The sequence below is a fragment of the Curtobacterium sp. MCLR17_043 genome (assembly GCF_003224215.1).
Classification (GTDB): Bacteria; Actinomycetota; Actinomycetes; order Actinomycetales; family Microbacteriaceae; genus Curtobacterium; species Curtobacterium flaccumfaciens.
The window spans coordinates 1-16137 of record NZ_QKLH01000017.1; the positions used below are offsets into that span (position 1 = coordinate 1).

Below are 16137 nucleotides of genomic sequence, written 5' to 3' on the forward strand. Positions count from 1 at the left end.
CCTCCAGGCAAGCAGTCCCCACCCCCACCGCCGCACCCGTCCCTCCACCCGAAACGGAACCCGACATGTCGCAGCAGCACAGCGAGCTCTCCGCACAGCAGCAGCTCGAGGCCTACGGCTACAAGCAGGAGCTCAAGCGCTCAGTCAGCACCACCGACCTGCTCATCTACGGGCTGGTCTTCATGGTCCCGATCGCCCCGTGGGCGATCTTCGGGACCGTCTACAACGCCTCCAGCGGCATGGTGCCGCTGGTGTACCTCGTCGGCCTCGTCGCGATGATCTTCACCGCCCTGGCCTACGCGCAGATGGCGAAGTCGATCCCCCTCGCCGGCAGCGTGTTCTCGTACGTCGGCCGCGGCATCCACCCCACCGCCGGGTTCTTCGCCGGCTGGGCGATCCTGCTCGACTACCTGCTCGTCCCGACGCTGCTCTACGTGTTCGCCGCGGAGAGCATGGTCGGCATCTTCCCGGGCACGCCCCGCTGGCTGTGGGCGCTCGTGTTCGTCGCGATCAACACGGTCATCAACCTGGCCGGGGTGTCCTCGCTCAAGCTCGCCAACCGCATCTTCCTGCTCATCGAGCTCGTCTTCGTCGCGATCTTCGTCGTCATCGCCATCGTCGCGCTGACCGGTGGCACGATCCCCGACGCGTCCTTCGGCACCGAGCAGATCTGGGACCCTGCCAAGGTGTCGGCGCCGCTCATCGCCTCGGCCCTGTCGATCGCGGTGCTGAGCTTCCTGGGCTTCGACGGCATCTCGACGCTGTCCGAGGAGTCCACCGGCCGTCGTGGCGGAGCCGGCACGGCGATGATCCTGGCGCTCGTGATCGTGGCGTTCCTGTTCATCCTGCAGACCTGGCTCGCGTCCGCCCTGGCCGCGGGGCGGGACTCGTTCTCGGACAGCGAGGCCGGCAACGCCTTCTTCACCATCGTCGAGCAGGCTTCGTCGAGCGGGTGGGCGACCGCGTTCTTCGCCGTCAACGTGCTCGCCGTCGGCATCGCGAACGCCATGGCCGCACAGGCCGCGACGAGCCGCCTGCTGTTCTCGATGAGCCGCGACCGTCAGCTGCCCGCGTTCCTGCACAAGCTCAACGGGCGCCAGGTGCCGCAGAACGCGATCATCGTCGTCTCGGTGCTCTCCGCGATCCTGGTGCTGTTCTTCGTCGGGCAGATCGACACGATCTCGTCGCTCGTGAACTTCGGCGCGCTGTTCGGCTTCATGCTCCTGCACGTGTCCGTCTTCGTGCACCACGTCGTCAAGGGCAAGTCGCGCAACTGGCTGCTGCACCTGGTCGTGCCGCTGGTCGGGTTCCTGATCATCGGGTACGTCCTGCTCAACGCCGCGGTCGAGGCGAAGGTCGGCGGGATCATCTGGCTGATCGTCGGCGCGGCCGTGTTCCTGTACTACCGACGCACCGGCCGTTCCACCGAGGTCGGCTCCGAAGCAGAACCGACGACGGAGGACGCCCGATGACCCCGGACCACTTCCTGCCGAACACCCTCGGCCGCCCCGGGTTCTCGGCCGACCGGGAGCCCGTGCTGCGGGTCCGTCCCGGCACCGGCGAGACGATCGGCTTCGAGACCACCGACGCCGTCTACGCCGAACTCGACCAGCACCACGACATGGCGCAGCTGCAGGCACCGATCAACCCGGTGACCGGCCCGGTGTTCGTCGAGGGGGCGGAACCCGGCGACACCCTCGTGGTGACCATCCACGCCATCGAGCTGACCACGCACGGGTGGTCGGTGTCCCTGCCCGGCTCCGGGGCCCTGCAGCACGTGATGGGCGACCGGGTCTTCGCCCGCCGCTGCCCGATCTCGGACGACATGGTGCAGGTGTCCGACCGGCACCGGTTCCCCGTCCGGCCGATGATCGGGTGCATCGGCACGGCGCCGGCCGAGGGTGAGAACTCGACGATCATGCCGGCCTACCCGGAGGGCGGCAACATGGACGTCACCGAGGCCCGCCCCGGCTCGACGGTGTCCCTGCCCGTCCGGGTCCCCGGTGCGCTGCTGTCGATCGGCGACATCCACGCGCTCATGGCCGAGGGCGAGTCGTCGTTCGTCGCCATCGAGGCCCAGGGCACCGCGATCGTCTCCGTCGACCTGGTCAAGGGCGGTCCGGTGCTCCGCGCGCCCCGCATCGAGACCGCCGACGACTGGCTGTTCGTCGGCCTCGGCGACCCCGTGCAGGAGAGCGTCCGGCGCGGGTACGAGGATGCCTTCGCGTTCCTGGTCGACGAGCACGGCTGGACCGCCGAGGACGCCTACGCGGTGCTCAGCGCGGTCGGTGACTCGAAGCTCGGCGGGCCGACCGGCTCCACCGCCCCGGACCCGTTGCACCCCTTCGCCGCCGTCGGCGCGGTCACCCTGCACCGGGTGCCGAAGGCGGTGCTGTGAGGGTTCGCTGAGGGTGACGAGCCCTTCGTGAGCAGAAATGGTCGGGTGCCGAACGGTGACCCGACCATTTCTGCTCACGAAGCCCACCAAACCCACGAAGCTCGCGCCGCCCACCGGGAACCTGCACAGGCATGTGCACGATGATGGGCGCATGCACGACACCATCCGCTACGTCGCGATCGGCGACAGCTTCTCGGAGGGCATCGGCGACGCCGGACCCGCTCCGTTCCCCGGCTGGACCGGACGACTCGCGAGCGCGATGGCGGGAGCCTCGGACGCCCACGTCTCGTACGCGAACCTCGCGGTGCGCGGCCGACTGCTCGCCGGGGTCCTCGACGGTCAACTCGAGGCCGCCCTCGCGCTCGACCCGGCGCCGACCCTCATCACCTTCTGCGCCGGCGGCAACGACCTGCTGCGCCCGCGCTTCGAGGTGGACGCGCTGATCGGGCAGGTCGAGGCCGCCGCCGACCGCGTCGAGGCCACCGGGGCGCGCCTGGCACTCCTCAGCCCGGCCGACCCGAGCGCCCGCCTGCCCCTCGGTTCACTCATCAACCGCCGCGGTGACGCCTGGGCCGAGGCGCTCGGCACCCTCGCCCGACGCCGCGGTCTGCCGTTCGTCGACGTCTCCCGCGACCCGCACCTGCGCCGTGCGGAGTTCTGGTCGGACGACCGGCTGCACATGAACGCCACCGGGCACCAGCGCGTCGCGGACCTGGCGCTGCACGCGGTCCTGGACGGCCCCGCGCCGGTCGAGCCCGCGGACCCCGGTGCCGCCCGGACCCGCCTGGGCGAGGAACTCCGTTACTACCGCGAGTACGTCCTGCCGTGGGTCCAGCGCCGGATCACCCGCACGTCGTCGGGCGACGGGCGCTCGGCGACCTACCCGACGTGGACGCCGGTGCGCGGTCAGGACGCGTAGCCAGCGTCAGCCCGCGACGTACACGCGGGTGGTGACCCCGCTCAGCGCGTGCGCGAACTCGTCGCCCGTCGCCACGAAGCCGCCCGCCTCGTACAGCCGCACCGCCCGGTCGTTGTCGCCGAGCACGTGCAGCACCACGCGGGGGTGCCCGGCGGCCCGGGCGTCGTGCACCGCCTCGGACAGCAGCGACCGTCCGACCCCGCGGGCCTGCACCCCGGGGCGCACCGCGAGCAACGACAGGTAGGCGGCGTCCGCCGGGTCCGTCGACCGACCGGTACCCGGTGCCGTCACGAGCACGAAGCCGTCGACCGCACCGTCCGGGCCGGGAGCCACCAGCCAGGCGACGTGCTCCGCCGCGAACTTCTGCCGCGCGCGCTCCCGCACCGCCGGGTCCTCGGCGGCACCGTCACGGGCAGCCACGGCCGCGGCCCACAGGTCGATGCAGGTGTCGGTCTCGTCCGGGGTCGCGGGACGCACGACCACGGACGACTCGATCACCCGATCAGCCTACGACCGCCCGGCTCCCGATCCTGAACGACGCCCCACGGTGCTCGTCGGGCAGCCGGTCCCCACGGCCGTGCAGCTTCTGGCGCAGCGATCCCGGCTCGTACTCCTCCGGGTAGGCCCCACGGGCGCGGAGCTCCGGGATGACGAACTCGATGACGTCCTCCCACGTGCCCGGGGTCACCGCGTACGCCAGGTTGAAGCCGTCGACGTCGGTCAGCTCCTGGATCTCCTGCAGCCGGTCGGCGATCGTCGCTCCCCCGCCGACCGCCACCGGGCCGAGCCCGCCGATCGCCGTCTGCCGCGCCAGGTCACGGATCGTCCACTTCGACCCGTCCTCCCCCGTCGCTGCCGCGATGTTCGCCGCCGCCGACTGGATCGCGTTCGACTCGACGTCGCCGAGGGGCTGGTCCGGGTCCCACTGCGACAGGTCGACGCCCATCCAGCCGGAGTTGAGCACCAGCGCGCCGAGCTCCGACGCGTACGACAGGTAGTCCTCGTACTTCGCCTGGGCCAGCTCGTCGGTGGCGTCCGTGATCACGGTGAGCAGCGTGTAGACGCGGGCGGCGTACCGGTCGCGACCAGCTGCCTCCAGGGCGTCCCGGACCTTCGCGACGGTCGACGCGAGCTGCTCGACGGTCGGTGCGCCCACGAAGACCGCTTCCGCGTTCTCCGCGGCGAAGCGGATGCCGCGCGGTGACGCGCCCGCCTGGTAGATGACGGGCGTGCGCTGCACGGACGGTTCGGACAGGTGGATGCCGGGCACGTCGAAGTGCGTGCCGTGGTGCTCGATCGGGTGCACCTTCGCCGGGTCCGTGAAGACCCCGGCTTCGCGGTCGGCGACGACGGCGTCGTCCTCCCACGAGCCCTCCCACAGCTTGTATCCTCCCACGAGCCCTCCCACAGCTTGTAGAGGACCTCGAGGTACTCGTCCGCCACGTCGTACCGGTCGTCGTGCGACAGCTGGTCGGTCTGGCCCATGTTCCGGGCGGCGCTCGGCAGGTACCCGGTGACGACGTTCCAGCCGACCCGCCCCTTGGTCAGGTGGTCGAGCGTCGACATGCGTCGGGCGAACGGGTACGGGTGCTCGTACGCCGTGCCGGCCGTGATGCCGAAGCCCAGGTGCTCGGTCACCGACGCCATCGCCGACACGAGCAGGATCGGGTCGTTCACCGGCACCTGCGACCCGGTGCGGAGCGCGGCCTCGTTCGAGCCGCCGTACACGTCGTAGGTGCCCAGGACGTCGGCGATGAAGATGCCGTCGAACGCCCCGCCCTCGAGCGTCTTCGCCAGGTCCGTCCAGTAGGTCAGGTCGCGGTAGTCCCGCGACCGGTCGCGGGGGTGCCGCCACAGTCCGGAGGACTGGTGCGCGACGCAGTTCATGTCGAACGCGTTGAAGCGGATCTGCCGGTGCTCGCTGCTGGTGGTCACGGGTCGAGACGCTACGTCGGACACCTGCGACCGTCACGGATCGTGACGAAGCGTGACGGTCGGCTCCGGCACCGGCCTGGAGGCCCGCCCCGCGTCCGCCACGACGCCCGCGCCGGGCGCGTGGCCGGCTCCAGGGCTCAGGCGCGGTCGTGGAGCGTGACGTGGTAGCCGTCGGGGTCGGCGAACGTGAACGTCCGACCGAAGGGACCGTCGATCGGCGCCGAGACGATGCGGTGGCCGTCGGCGACCAGCGCGTCGTGGATCGCCTGCACGTCCGTTGCGTGCAGCCAGACCGCGGCGCCGACGCCGGGCTGCGCCACCGCGTCGAGGTCCGTGCCGGGCACCAGGTCGCGCAGGGCGAAGGCGATCGGCGTGGTCTCGAACACGACGGCGTGCGGCGGACCGGCCTGCGAGCGGACGAGGCCGAGGTAGCGCTCGTAGAACGCCTGCGAGGCGTCGAGGTTCCTGGTCTGCAGGGAGATGAAGTCGGGGCCTGTGACGGGCATGTGGTGCTCCTTGAGTACGTGTCAGTCTTCTGACACAGGACAAGCTATGTCAGACTGCTGACATGCGTCAAGACGACACCGGCATCCACCTCGAGACGTCGATCGGCTACCTGCTCAAGGAGACCGCGAGCGCCCTCCGGGCGTCGATGGAAGCCGTGCTGCGCCCGCTCGGCATGACGGTGACGCACTACTCCTGCCTCGAGCTGCTCGCGCAGCGCCCCGGCCTGTCGAACTCCGAACTCGCGCGAGGCACGTTCGTGACCCGGCAGTCGATGAACGTGTTGCTGCAGACCCTGGAGCGCGACGGCTTCGTCACCCGTGCCACCGAACCGTCGGTCGGCAAGGCACTCCCCACGCAGCTGACCGACAGCGGGCGGCGGAGTCTGGCGCAGGCGAGTGCGGCGATCCGTGGGGTCGAGCAGCGGATGCTCGCCGATCTGACCGCAGACCAGCAGACCGAGGCCCGTCAGATCCTGCGGAGCATGGTGACGTCGCTACGGCGTCAGGGCGCGTAGCGCACCGAGGCGGCGTCCTTCGGTGCGTACCGTTCCTCGAAGTCACGCTCGTTGGGGACCCACACGTCCCGCCAGAGCGCATCGTGCCTGCGCCCGAGCGCGCGGTCACGAGCCGTGCCCCGACACACCGCCGTGTCGAGGTCGACGTCACACCAGATGCTGACGTCGAGGTGCGGGAGCGCGTCGGGGTGGAAGAGTCCGATCAGGTCGACGACCAGGACGTCCGTCCGCGGCAGCGGCTCGGCCGGGCCGAGGGCTCGCACCGACCAGTCGAACCGCTGGAACGTGCTCGCACGACCGGCTCGATGCGGTTCGAGCACCGACGACACCAGACGGGGACGATCGACGCCGTCCCAGTCGGCCGACCGCTGATGGGACCGAACGGGGTCGAGGAAGTCGTCGCCGCGGATGCGGACCGCGCCGGGGAGCCCCTCGACGAGGGTGCGCGTCAGCGTCGACTTGCCGGATCCGCAGTAGCCGGAGACACCGACGACGATCGGTGCACGGGCCGAGGCGCGGCGGGACGCGACAAGGTCGATGACGCCGTCGCGGTCCATCGGGCAAGCGTACGAGGTCGATGACGGTGCACCGGAGTTCGTAGGCTGAGCGGATGGACGTCGCACTGCGGGACAGCACCACCAAGGACCTCGAGTGGCTCGTCGAGCTCCGGGCCGTGGTGCTGCGCGACGACCTGACACGCCTCGGGGTGTTCGACGAGACGCGCGTCCGACATCGCCTCCGCGACGCGTTCCAGCCGGAGCTGACCCGCATCGTCGTGGTCGACGACCGCGACGTCGGGTCGATCACCGTGCGGGTCGAGGACGACGTCCGCTGGGTCGAGCACTTCTACCTCGCGCCCGACGTCCAGGGGCGTGGAGTCGGTTCGACCGTGCTGCGCGCCGTCCTCGACGAGCCCCACGAGGGTCCCACGCGGCTCAACGTGCTGGTGGGCAGCCCGGCTCGCCGACTCTACGAACGACACGGCTTCGTGCTCGACACCGACGACGGCGTCGACGTGTTCATGACGCTGCGGGCCGCCGATCGAGCACCCCACGGAGTGCGCTGAGCTGCTCGTCGACCACGTCGGCCATCCGGCGCTCGGCCGGTCCGGTGAGCCAGGCCTCGAGGGCCAGGTGGAACAGCATCACGGTCGTCTCGGCGATCACCGCCGCCTCGGACGGATCGAGCCCGCGGTGGACGAAGGCCTCGCGCACCGCGTCCGTCAGGTCGGCGCGCTTCCGGGCGTCGCGCTCCCGGAGCGACGACTCGGACAGCACCAGCCGCCGCACCGAGCCGACCTCGCCGTGCCGCCCCTCGAACCGCTCGTCGGCGACGGTGCGGAGGCCGTGCACGACGATGTCGAGCGGGTCGATCCCGGCCGGTGCACCCTCGATGGCGGCCCGGGCGAGGTCGGGGATCTCGTCACCGGCGAAGATCACCTCGCGCTTGTCGGCGAAGTACCGGAAGAAGGTGCGGGTCGTCAGGCTGGCCCGTGCGGTGATCTGCGGCACGGTCGTCGCCTGGTAGCCCTGCTCGGCGAAGAGCTCGAACGCCGCACGCTCGAGTCGCCCTCGGGCATCCGGAGACCAACGCATGTGTCAACAGTAGTGGTGATGACACGTCGTGTCATGGTTGACTGGGCGATGACACGTCGTGTCATGACTCACTTCGAGCAAGAGATCGGGACACCATGTCGCCATCGGGCAACGCAGCACTCTGGACCACGTCGACCGGGCGGTTCACCGTCGGGCCCGCACCGGTCCCCCAGCCCGGCCCCGGTGAACTCGTCGTCCGCGCCGAGGCGGTCGCCGTCAACCCGGTCGACGCCGTCGGCGGGCTCTTCCGGCACCTGGTGTTCCCGAAGCTGCGGTTCCCCGCGGTCCTCGGGTCGGACGTCGCCGGCACGGTCGTCGCGATCGGCCCGGACGTCGAGCGCTTCCGCGTGGGCGACCGGGTCGTCGGGCACGCCGCGGGGCAGGAACAGCACCGGAACAGTGCTGCCGAAGGGGCCTTCCAGCACCTGGTCCTGCTGCTCGACCGTGTGACGACCCCGGTTCCGGATACCCTGCCCGCCGAGCAGGCGGCGGTCCTGCCACTCGCCGTCTCGACCGCCGCGGCAGGTCTCTTCGAGCCGGATCAGCTCGCGCTGTCGCTCCCGACGGCCGACACGTCCGAGCGCCCCGGGGTCGTCCTGGTGTGGGGCGCGTCCACGAGCGTCGGCGCCAACGCCGTCCAGCTCGCCCGGGCCGCCGGCTACGCCGTGATCGGCACCGCATCGCCGAAGAACCACGGGTTCGTGCAGGACCTCGGGGCCGAGGCCGTGTTCGACTACCGCGACGACGGTGCCGAACGCCGCATCCTCGAGGCACTCGCCGACCGGGAGCTCGCCGGCACCCTCGCCTTCGGCCAGGGCTCGCTGACCCGCACGCTCCCGATCGTCCGGGCAGCCACCGGCTCCGGTCGACTCGCGTCGGCGTACCCGACACCGGTGACGACGATCCGGGCGCGGCTCGAGCGCCGACACGGGGTCCACGTCACCGCGATCTGGGGCGGCCGCCCGACGGAGTCCGAGGTCGGCCCCGCGATCTACCGCGATTTCCTGCCCGAGGCGCTCCGCACCGGGCGGTACCGTGCCACCCCGACCGCGTCCGTCGTCGGATCGGGACTCGCCGCGATCCCGGATGCCCTCGCCGAGCTCCGCGCCGGTGTCTCCGCCCGGAAGCTCGTCGTCACGCTTCCCTGAGCAGGTAGCGTCAGCGACGTGACCGATGCCCACGAGCAAGACGAGACGTTCGAGATCATGATGTCGGGCGGTGGCACACCACGGGGACACCTGCAGGACCCGAGCGCCGTCACGCTGCACCTGGACCCGCGGCTCCTCGGCGACACCGCCAGGGGCAAGGAGATGTTCGCCCGGGCCATCGAGCAGCAGCACACCGCACTCTCCGACTACGCCACCGCCATCGCGGCCGCCGACGGTGACGTGACCGCCCCGGCGGTGCAGGACGCCGCGACCGCACTGCACCAGGCGCTCCAGTTCCTGCCGATCGCCCACACCGTATACACGGGCGTCGGCTTCCCCACCGCCCGCGTCGGGGACGACCCCCGCCCGCCCGCGCTGCGACCGGAACGCGGCGAGCGCGGCCTCGGCGTCCACCCGGACATGTTCACCGCGATCCACGGGGACACCTCGCAGCGCTGGGAGCTCGCGTGCGAAGAGGACCTCCCCCTCTCCGTCGAGATCACACTGGCGACCGATCCGGACGAGAACGTGCGGTCCGCCTTCCTCATGGGGACGAGGTCACGAACCGTCGTCCTGCTCATGGAACAGCGAGAGACCGACCCGGAGATGCTCGAACAGCTCGCCCAGCAGAGCTACGCGAGCCCCGAACGGAAGTTCCCCGTGCCGCTCGCCGACCTCGTTCCCCGAGAGCTGGACGGCCTCTACGAGTTCCTCGGTCTCGACGACGACACCGTCGCGCTCGCGAAGTCCCGCTGGGCACGGGCGCAGGAACGCGGCGAGCGCATCACCGTCGGCGACGCGCTCCGCGAGATCGGCGCCATCGCCTGATCGTTACCCCGCAGTGAGCGACTTCGCGTACCAGCGGTCGGAGTACGGATCGTCGTTGAACGGCGCCACCTGGACGAAGCCGAGCCGCTCGTAGAGCGCACAGGCCTCGGCGAGCTCGGCTCGCGTGTCCAGCCGCAGCGACGTGATCCCGCGTCCCCTGCAGACGTCCTCGACGTGGCGCAGGAGCGCCGAACCGACGCCTCGGCCGCGGTGCTCCGGCAGCGTGAACACCTTCGTCAGCTCGCCGACGGCACCGACGAAGCGCACGCCGGCGCAGGCGACAGCGGCTTCCCCGTCCCTCGCGATGACGAACACCCCGGAGTCCCCCTGCAGGTCGTCGTACGGCTCCTCGTCGAGCACCAGGTCGACCTCGGCCGTCGTCGCCGCCCGCCCGTACCACCGCGACGCGACCTCCGTCAGGTAGGCCCGCACGATCGCGTCGGCCCGGCCCGCGCCGGGTCGCTCCGTCTCGATGATCATCGCGCCCCTTGCGTGGCCGCAGCCGGCTCAGCGGGAAGCGGTCGCCTCGCGCGCGGCTGCTTCCGCCGCGACCCAGGCGAGCATGCCGCACTTGACGCGCATGACGAACTTGGAGACGCCGTGGAAGGCGACGAGGTCCTCGAGGACGTCCTCGTCGGGCTCACCGACACCGCGCGAGCGCATCATGGTGCGGAACTCCTCGGTCAGTGCGAGGAACTCGGGCACCGTGCGGCCGACGGCCATGTCGGTGAGGACCGATGCCGAGGCCATCGAGATCGAGCAGCCGTCACCCTGCCAGGCGAGCCCGGCGATGCGGTCGGTGCCGGGTTCGAGCCGCAGGCTGACCGTGATCTCGTCGCCGCACGTGGGGTTCCGCTCGAAGTGCGAGGCATCCGCGTCGGGCATCGCACCGTCGCCGTGCCGCGCCTTCGCGTGGTCGAGGATGACCTGCTGGTACAGGCTGTCGAGGGCGTTCACGCGGTGGCTCCGAAGTAGTCGCGGACCTCGGCGACGGCTGCGAGGAACCGGTCGACGTCGTGCTCGGTCGTGTACACGTACGTGCTCGCCCGGCTCGTCGCGACGAGGCCGAGGCGGCGGTGCAGGGGCTGGGCGCAGTGGTGGCCGGAACGCACGGCGATGCCCTGCGCGTCGAGGTACTGCGAGACGTCGTGGGCGTGCACGCCGTCGACGTCGAACGCGACCAGGCCGGAGCGCGGGACACCGGCGGGCGGACCGACCAGGCGGATGCCGGGCACGGCGGCGAGACCGTCGAGCATCCGGCGGGCGAGGTGCTCCTCGTGGGCGCGGACGCGTTCCATGCCGATGCCCTGCAGGTAGCGGACGGCCTCGGCGAGGGCGACCGCCTGGGACACGGGCTGCGTGCCGGCCTCGAACCGCTCGGGCGCCGGCATGAACTCGGAGCCCTCCATCGTCACGGTGGTGATCATCGAGCCACCGGTGCGGAACGGCGGCAGGGCGTCGAGCAGCTCGGCACGGCCCCAGAGCACGCCGATGCCGTTCGGGCCGAGCATCTTGTGCCCGGAGAACGCGGCGAAGTCGACCCCGAGCTGCCGCACGTCGAGGGGACGGTGCGGTGCGGACTGGCAGGCGTCGAGCACCACGAGGGCGCCGCGGGCGTGGGCGAGACCGACGACCTGCTCGACGGGGGCGATCATCCCGGTGACGTTCGAGACGTGCGAGAACGCGACGACCTTCGTGCGGTCGGTGATCAGGGCCGCGGCGTCGTCGGCGGTCCAGGTGCCGTCGTCGGCGACCGGGATCCAACGGAGGGTCGCTCCGGTCAGTGCGGCGAGCTCCTGCCACGGCACGAGGTTGGCGTGGTGTTCGGCCTCGGTGACGAGGATCTCGTCACCGGTGCCCAGGCGGAAGCGCTCGGCGTCGACACCGCCGCGGCCACGGCTGGCGTTGGCCATGCCGTAGGCGACGAGGTTGAGGGCGTCGGTGGCGTTCGCGGTCCACACGACCTCGGTCGGGGCGGCGGCACCGATGAAGCCGGCAACGGTGGCGCGGGCGTCCTCGTAGGCGTCGGTGCTGAGCGCCGCGAGCGTGTGGGCCCCGCGGTGGACGGCGGCGTTGTCGTGCTCGAGGAACCGGCGCTCGGCGTCGAGGACCTGGCGCGGGCGTTCAGCCGTCGCCCCGGAGTCCAGGTACGCCAACGGCTGCCCGTTCACGTCCTGCGCGAGGATCGGGAAGTCCCGCTTGATCGCCTCGACCTCGGTCTCGGTGAGCGGCTGGTTCGGCGCCACGACTGTCACGTCTCGTCCTCCTGGTGCTGCTGTCCGGAGCAACCCGTCCATGGTGTCCGTTGTTCCCGACCACGTCCAGTCGGCACGGCGACGGCCCAGGACCACGCCGGGTCCTGGGCCGTTGCACGTCGTTCGCTACTCGTTGCCGATCTTCTTGTCCGCTGCGTCGCGGGCACCGTCGATCTTGTCGTCGTACTTGCCGCCCGTGGCCTTCTTGACCGCGTCGGCCACACCGCCGAGCACCTTGTCGCTGACGCCCTCGGCCTTCTCGCTCCGCAGGGCGTCCTGGACCTTGCCGTCCTTCAGGAACTCCTGGGCCTTCTTCGTGATGTCGTCGAACCCCGCCATCGGCTGCTCCTCGTGTCGGTGCGGAGCCCGTCGCTCCGTCCTGGCGCCGACAGTAGGCCGCCGGGCAGCCGTCCGTACCGGAACGCTCGGGGTCTTCACACCATCTGGGCGCTGCGACGGCGCGCGAGCACGTACCCGACGGCGACGGCACCGGAGACCGCGAGCAACGAGGGCACGAGGATGTCCGTGCCCTGCTGGGTGAACTCGACGACGAGCACCAGGGCGGTGAACGGCGCCCGCATGGTGGTCGCGAGGAAGGCCGCGGCACCGACGAACGCGAAGGCCGCCAGGCTCGGACCGTCGGCTGGCCACAGCAGCAGCCACGCCCCGCCGAGTCCACCGCCGATAGCCGAACCGATCGCGATCGACGGGGTCAGCGTGCCACCGACCGCACCCGCGCCGATGGTGGCCGAGGTGGTCACGGTCCGCAGGACGCCGAGCAGCAGCAGGAGCACGATCGGCGAGAGGCCGGCGAACGAGGCGTCGTCGAGCGTGGTGTTCATCGCGACGAGGCCGAGCGCCCGACCGTTGCCGAGGATCTCCGGGAACGGGATCGCGATGAGCCCCACCATCGCGAAGACCACCGGCAGCACGACGAGCAGGTGCCAGCCCTTCGGCGCGATGCCCTGCAGCCGGTTGGTCAGCTTGACGAACCCGACCCCGGCGAGTCCCAGCACGGGCCCAACGACGATCGCCCAGACGAGCAGCGACGGCGACAGGTGCATCGCGGGCACGTGGTAGAGCACCTCGTCCGGGATCACGAGCCGGGCGGTGATGGCGGCGACCGCACTCGTGGCGAAGGCGGGCAGGGCGGTCGCGAAGCTGATCTCCCCGAGCAGGACCTCGACCGCGAACAGCGCACCACCGAGGGGTACGTCGTACACGGCGGCGAGGCCGGCCGCAGCACCGCAGGCGACGAGGATCTTCGTCTCGCGCGCGGTCAGCCCCGCACGACGGGTGACGAGTTGGGCGAGCCAGGCCCCGACCTCACGCGGCGCGACCTCTTTGCCGATGGACGCGCCGAGCCCCACGGCCAGGATCTGGATGCCGGCGTTGGCGAGCGTCGCCAGGGCCGGCATCCGCTTGCCGTCGACGGCCGCGGTGACCGAGACGATCGAGCGCCCCCACCGACGGAGCGCCCACCAGGCGAACCCGGTCAGGACCCCGGCCGCGGTGAGCGCGAGGAACCGGTTCAGGCCCGACGATGCGTCGGCGGCCTCGAGGTGCCCGCCGAACCCGTACCCGAAGGCGACGAACTGGATGAGCTGGAGCGCGAGCCAGACCGCGATGCCGGCGATGCCGCCGGAGACGCCCACCAGGGCGGTGACGACGGCGAGCTTGAGGGCCCAGACCGGGGTCGCGTGTCCGGAGTGCGGCATGACCGGAAGCCTAACGGGCTGGACGCACCCGATGACGGACCGCGACGGGCCCGCCCGACGCGGGACGGGCCTCCAGGGCGGGCGCCCCGTCCACCCGCCGTCAGACGGCCGTCACCCGGAACGGCACCACGCAGTCGGCCGGCATGAGCGGCGGCTGCAGGCCGACGGTGCCGAGCACCCGGCCGCTGAACACCCGCGGTCCGGACCACCAGTCCGGTCGCACCAGGTCGTGGCCGTCGCCGATGACCACCGGGTCGACGCGGTACGCCGTGTCGGGCTCGAGGTCGCGGAAGGTGACCCGACCGGTGGCGGAGACCTCGGAGCGGCCGATGCCGGCGAGGAAGAAGACGGCCTGCTGCCGGTCCGGCGCGACCGTGCCGTACACGAGCCGTGCGTCGTCGACCTCGTCGGAGCGCACCAGGTCGCCGCCGTGCAGGAGCGGGCGGAGCTCGCGGTAGAGCGCGATCCACTCGGTGAGTGCGGCGGACTCGTCGGCGGTCGCGCCGGCCAGGTCCCACTCGATGCCGAGGTGTCCGACCAGGGCGGTGCCGGCACGGAAGGCGAGGTCGTGGACGCGACCGGTCGTGTGGTTCCGGCCGCTCGCGATGTGGGAGCCGAGCAGCTCCGGCGGCAGGAGCTGCTGCGTCCACCGGTGCATCTGCTGGCGCTCGAGCGGGTCGATGTCGTCGGACACCCACACCCGCGCGGTGTGCTCGATGACGCCGAGGTCGATCCGACCGCCACCCGACGAACACGACTCGATCTCCAGCGACGGGAAGCGCTCGCCGAGCGTCGCCATCAACCGGTACGCGGCGAGGGTCTGCTCGTGGACCGCTGCGCCACCGCCCGGGAACCCCGCCTCGACGAGGTCGCGGTTGTGGTCCCACTTCACGGCGTCGACCGCGTACTCGCCGATGATCGCCGTCATCCGTTCGAGCACGTGGTCGAAGGCCTCGGGGATCGCCAGGTTCAGCACCTGCTGGTCGCGGGAACGCGCGGGCAGCCGACCGTCGGCCTGCAGGATCCACTCCGGGTGGGCGCGGGCGAGGTCGCTGTCCTCGTTCACCATCTCGGGTTCGAACCACAGGCCGAACTCCATGCCGAGCGCACGGACGCGGTCGACCAGGGGGCCGAGTCCGTCCGGCCAGACGCCCTCGTCGACGTACCAGTCACCGAGGCCGGCGTGGTCGTCGCGGCGGCCACGGAACCAGCCGTCGTCGAGCACGTAGCGTTCGACGCCGAGGGCCGCGGCACGCTCGGCGAGGTCGACGAGACGGGCCAGGTCGTGGTCGAAGTACACGGCCTCCCACACGTTGATCGTCATCGGGCGGGGCGTCGTCGGGTGCTGCGGGCGGCTGCGGAGCCAGCGGTGGAACCGTCGGGCCTGGTCGTCGAGGCCGTCCCCGTGGGCGAAGTACACCCACGGCCCCTCGTACGTGGCGCCGGTGCCGAGCCGGACCTCGCCGGGCAGCAGGAGTTCGCCGCCGCCGATGACCTGGCGGCCCGTGGCGAGCCGTTCGGCGTGGTGCCGGTGGTTGCCGCTCCAGGCGGTGTGGACGCCCCAGACCTGACCGTGGGCGAAGCCGAACCCCGGCTCCCCCACCGTCAGCACGGTCGCTGCGTCGGTGCCGGTGCGGCCCTTCCGGCCCTCGCGCTGGTGGGTCCCCACGACGAGTTCGCGGCGCTGCGGGGTCCGCTCCTTGCCCCAGCGGCCGGCGAAGTCCAGGATCTCGCGGGCCCCCGACGGGATCGGCATCGCGAGCGTCAGGTCGTCGACGGTGTAGGCGCCGTCGGCGGTGTTCGTCACGCCCGCGCGGGCCCGCACGAGCCCGGAGCCGAGCATCTCGATGGTGACCCGGACGGTGAGCCCGGCGACGGTGTCCTCGGCGTCGGCCGTGACCGCGGAGTCGGTGACCGCGAGCGACGTCACGGTGAACGCCGGCGACCAGTCGGCGCCGTCACGGTGCCCGGCGAGCCCCGGACGACCGCTCCAGCCCCGGTGTGGCTCGGGCAGCACCGACAGGCGGACCGGGTCGTCCATCTCGTTCGGGGACACCGGGGTGACGTCGGCGTCGGCGAGGGCCGTCAGCGCGTCGGTGTCGAGCGGGCCGAGTGCCGCTCCCCAGTGCACGACGGCGGGGAGCGCGTCGTCGCGGCAGTCCAGGACGAGCGAGACGCCACCGGCGGTCAGGTGGACGAGTTCGTGCGGCATGCGTGCTCCAGTCGGCGTCGTTGCACGTCAGAGCTTTCCGGTCCGGGGCCGTCCGCTGCAAATCCTGCTGCGGCGCGGCTCCGGTTGCGGCTCAGCCCAGGCTGCGGC

18 protein-coding genes and 1 pseudogene are annotated in these 16137 nt (G+C 71.7%); 7 read left to right on the forward strand and 12 right to left on the reverse strand.

The window, feature by feature from the left end; genetic code table 11:
- Positions 1-65 precede the first annotated feature (65 nt).
- The 3 genes from DEJ03_RS14965 (at position 66) to DEJ03_RS14975 (ending at position 3317) form a co-directional block, all read left to right on the forward strand.
- Positions 66-1472, forward strand: coding sequence for an APC family permease (locus DEJ03_RS14965; RefSeq protein ID WP_071405068.1), 1407 nt, complete (start codon positions 66-68; stop codon positions 1470-1472).
- The gene (locus DEJ03_RS14970; RefSeq protein ID WP_110865231.1) at positions 1469-2398 is read left to right on the forward strand and encodes an acetamidase/formamidase family protein; all 930 of its coding nucleotides are present in this window, start codon (positions 1469-1471) and stop codon (positions 2396-2398) included. Before DEJ03_RS14965 ends, DEJ03_RS14970 begins: the two co-directional genes overlap by 4 nt.
- Before the next feature lie 151 nt (positions 2399-2549).
- On the forward strand, positions 2550-3317 hold the full coding sequence (locus tag DEJ03_RS14975) for an SGNH/GDSL hydrolase family protein (protein ID WP_084740901.1): 768 nt from the start codon (positions 2550-2552) through the stop codon (positions 3315-3317).
- A 6-nt stretch (positions 3318-3323) separates the two neighbouring features.
- Here the strand turns inward: DEJ03_RS14975 and DEJ03_RS14980 are convergent, their stop codons facing one another.
- The 4 genes and pseudogenes from DEJ03_RS14980 to DEJ03_RS14990 form a co-directional block, all read right to left on the reverse strand.
- Complete coding sequence (locus DEJ03_RS14980; protein ID WP_110862263.1) at positions 3324-3815, reverse strand: GNAT family N-acetyltransferase; 492 nt, start codon at positions 3813-3815, stop codon at positions 3324-3326.
- A gap of 4 nt (positions 3816-3819) precedes the next feature.
- Positions 3820-4725, reverse strand: coding sequence for an NtaA/DmoA family FMN-dependent monooxygenase (locus tag DEJ03_RS14985; protein WP_375342298.1), 906 nt, complete (start codon positions 4723-4725; stop codon positions 3820-3822).
- Positions 4707-5204: pseudogene (locus DEJ03_RS18390) on the reverse strand (LLM class flavin-dependent oxidoreductase); the annotation flags it as partial. The gene DEJ03_RS14985 and the pseudogene DEJ03_RS18390, both read right to left, overlap by 19 nt.
- A gap of 185 nt (positions 5205-5389) precedes the next feature.
- Positions 5390-5758, reverse strand: a complete 369-nt coding sequence (locus DEJ03_RS14990) for a VOC family protein (RefSeq protein WP_110865232.1) — start codon at positions 5756-5758, stop codon at positions 5390-5392.
- A gap of 62 nt (positions 5759-5820) precedes the next feature.
- On the opposite strand from DEJ03_RS14990, the gene DEJ03_RS14995 reads away from it, so the two are divergent.
- Positions 5821-6273: a MarR family winged helix-turn-helix transcriptional regulator gene (locus DEJ03_RS14995; RefSeq protein ID WP_110865233.1), complete on the forward strand. Its 453-nt coding sequence runs from the start codon at positions 5821-5823 to the stop codon at positions 6271-6273.
- On the opposite strand, the gene DEJ03_RS15000 is transcribed toward DEJ03_RS14995, so the two are convergent.
- The gene (locus DEJ03_RS15000) at positions 6261-6830 is read right to left on the reverse strand and encodes a uridine kinase (protein ID WP_110865234.1); all 570 of its coding nucleotides are present in this window, start codon (positions 6828-6830) and stop codon (positions 6261-6263) included. The two genes, DEJ03_RS14995 and DEJ03_RS15000, sit on opposite strands and share 13 nt — an antisense overlap.
- Positions 6831-6883: 53 nt before the next feature.
- Here DEJ03_RS15000 and DEJ03_RS15005 point away from each other — a divergent pair, with 53 nt between their 5' ends.
- Positions 6884-7339 (forward strand): GNAT family N-acetyltransferase, encoded by a 456-nt coding sequence (locus DEJ03_RS15005; RefSeq protein ID WP_110865235.1) that lies wholly within the window; start codon positions 6884-6886, stop codon positions 7337-7339.
- Here DEJ03_RS15005 and DEJ03_RS15010 read toward each other — a convergent pair.
- Entirely contained in the window at positions 7293-7868 is a 576-nt protein-coding gene (locus tag DEJ03_RS15010) for a TetR family transcriptional regulator (protein WP_110865236.1), read from the reverse strand. The two genes, DEJ03_RS15005 and DEJ03_RS15010, sit on opposite strands and share 47 nt — an antisense overlap.
- Before the next feature lie 95 nt (positions 7869-7963).
- Between DEJ03_RS15010 and DEJ03_RS15015 the strand changes: the two genes are divergently transcribed.
- Both DEJ03_RS15015 and DEJ03_RS15020 read left to right on the forward strand, forming a co-directional pair.
- Complete coding sequence (locus DEJ03_RS15015; RefSeq protein WP_110865237.1) at positions 7964-9016, forward strand: zinc-binding alcohol dehydrogenase family protein; 1053 nt, start codon at positions 7964-7966, stop codon at positions 9014-9016.
- A gap of 18 nt (positions 9017-9034) precedes the next feature.
- Positions 9035-9844 carry a hypothetical protein gene (locus DEJ03_RS15020; protein ID WP_146237754.1) on the forward strand — a complete coding sequence of 270 codons (810 nt, stop codon included), beginning with the start codon at positions 9035-9037 and terminating at the stop codon, positions 9842-9844.
- Positions 9845-9847: 3 nt separating this feature from the next.
- Here the strand turns inward: DEJ03_RS15020 and DEJ03_RS15025 are convergent, their stop codons facing one another.
- The 6 genes from DEJ03_RS15025 to DEJ03_RS15050 all read right to left on the reverse strand — a co-directional run bounded on the left by DEJ03_RS15025 (position 9848) and on the right by DEJ03_RS15050 (position 16029).
- Positions 9848-10324, reverse strand: a complete 477-nt coding sequence (locus tag DEJ03_RS15025; protein ID WP_110865239.1) for a GNAT family N-acetyltransferase — start codon at positions 10322-10324, stop codon at positions 9848-9850.
- Positions 10325-10351: 27 nt separating this feature from the next.
- Positions 10352-10801 (reverse strand): Fe-S cluster assembly sulfur transfer protein SufU, encoded by a 450-nt coding sequence (sufU, locus tag DEJ03_RS15030; RefSeq protein WP_071405057.1) that lies wholly within the window; start codon positions 10799-10801, stop codon positions 10352-10354.
- Positions 10798-12090, reverse strand: coding sequence for an aminotransferase class V-fold PLP-dependent enzyme (locus tag DEJ03_RS15035; RefSeq protein ID WP_110865240.1), 1293 nt, complete (start codon positions 12088-12090; stop codon positions 10798-10800). The genes sufU and DEJ03_RS15035 overlap by 4 nt, the downstream gene beginning before the upstream one ends.
- A 135-nt stretch (positions 12091-12225) precedes the next feature.
- Positions 12226-12438 carry an Rv0909 family putative TA system antitoxin gene (locus tag DEJ03_RS15040; RefSeq protein WP_110865241.1) on the reverse strand — a complete coding sequence of 71 codons (213 nt, stop codon included), beginning with the start codon at positions 12436-12438 and terminating at the stop codon, positions 12226-12228.
- A gap of 95 nt (positions 12439-12533) precedes the next feature.
- Positions 12534-13817: a chloride channel protein gene (locus DEJ03_RS15045; protein WP_071405054.1), complete on the reverse strand. Its 1284-nt coding sequence runs from the start codon at positions 13815-13817 to the stop codon at positions 12534-12536.
- 100 nt (positions 13818-13917) lie between these two features.
- Complete coding sequence (locus tag DEJ03_RS15050) at positions 13918-16029, reverse strand: alpha-galactosidase (RefSeq protein ID WP_110865242.1); 2112 nt, start codon at positions 16027-16029, stop codon at positions 13918-13920.
- Between the last annotated feature and the right edge of the window lie 108 nt (positions 16030-16137).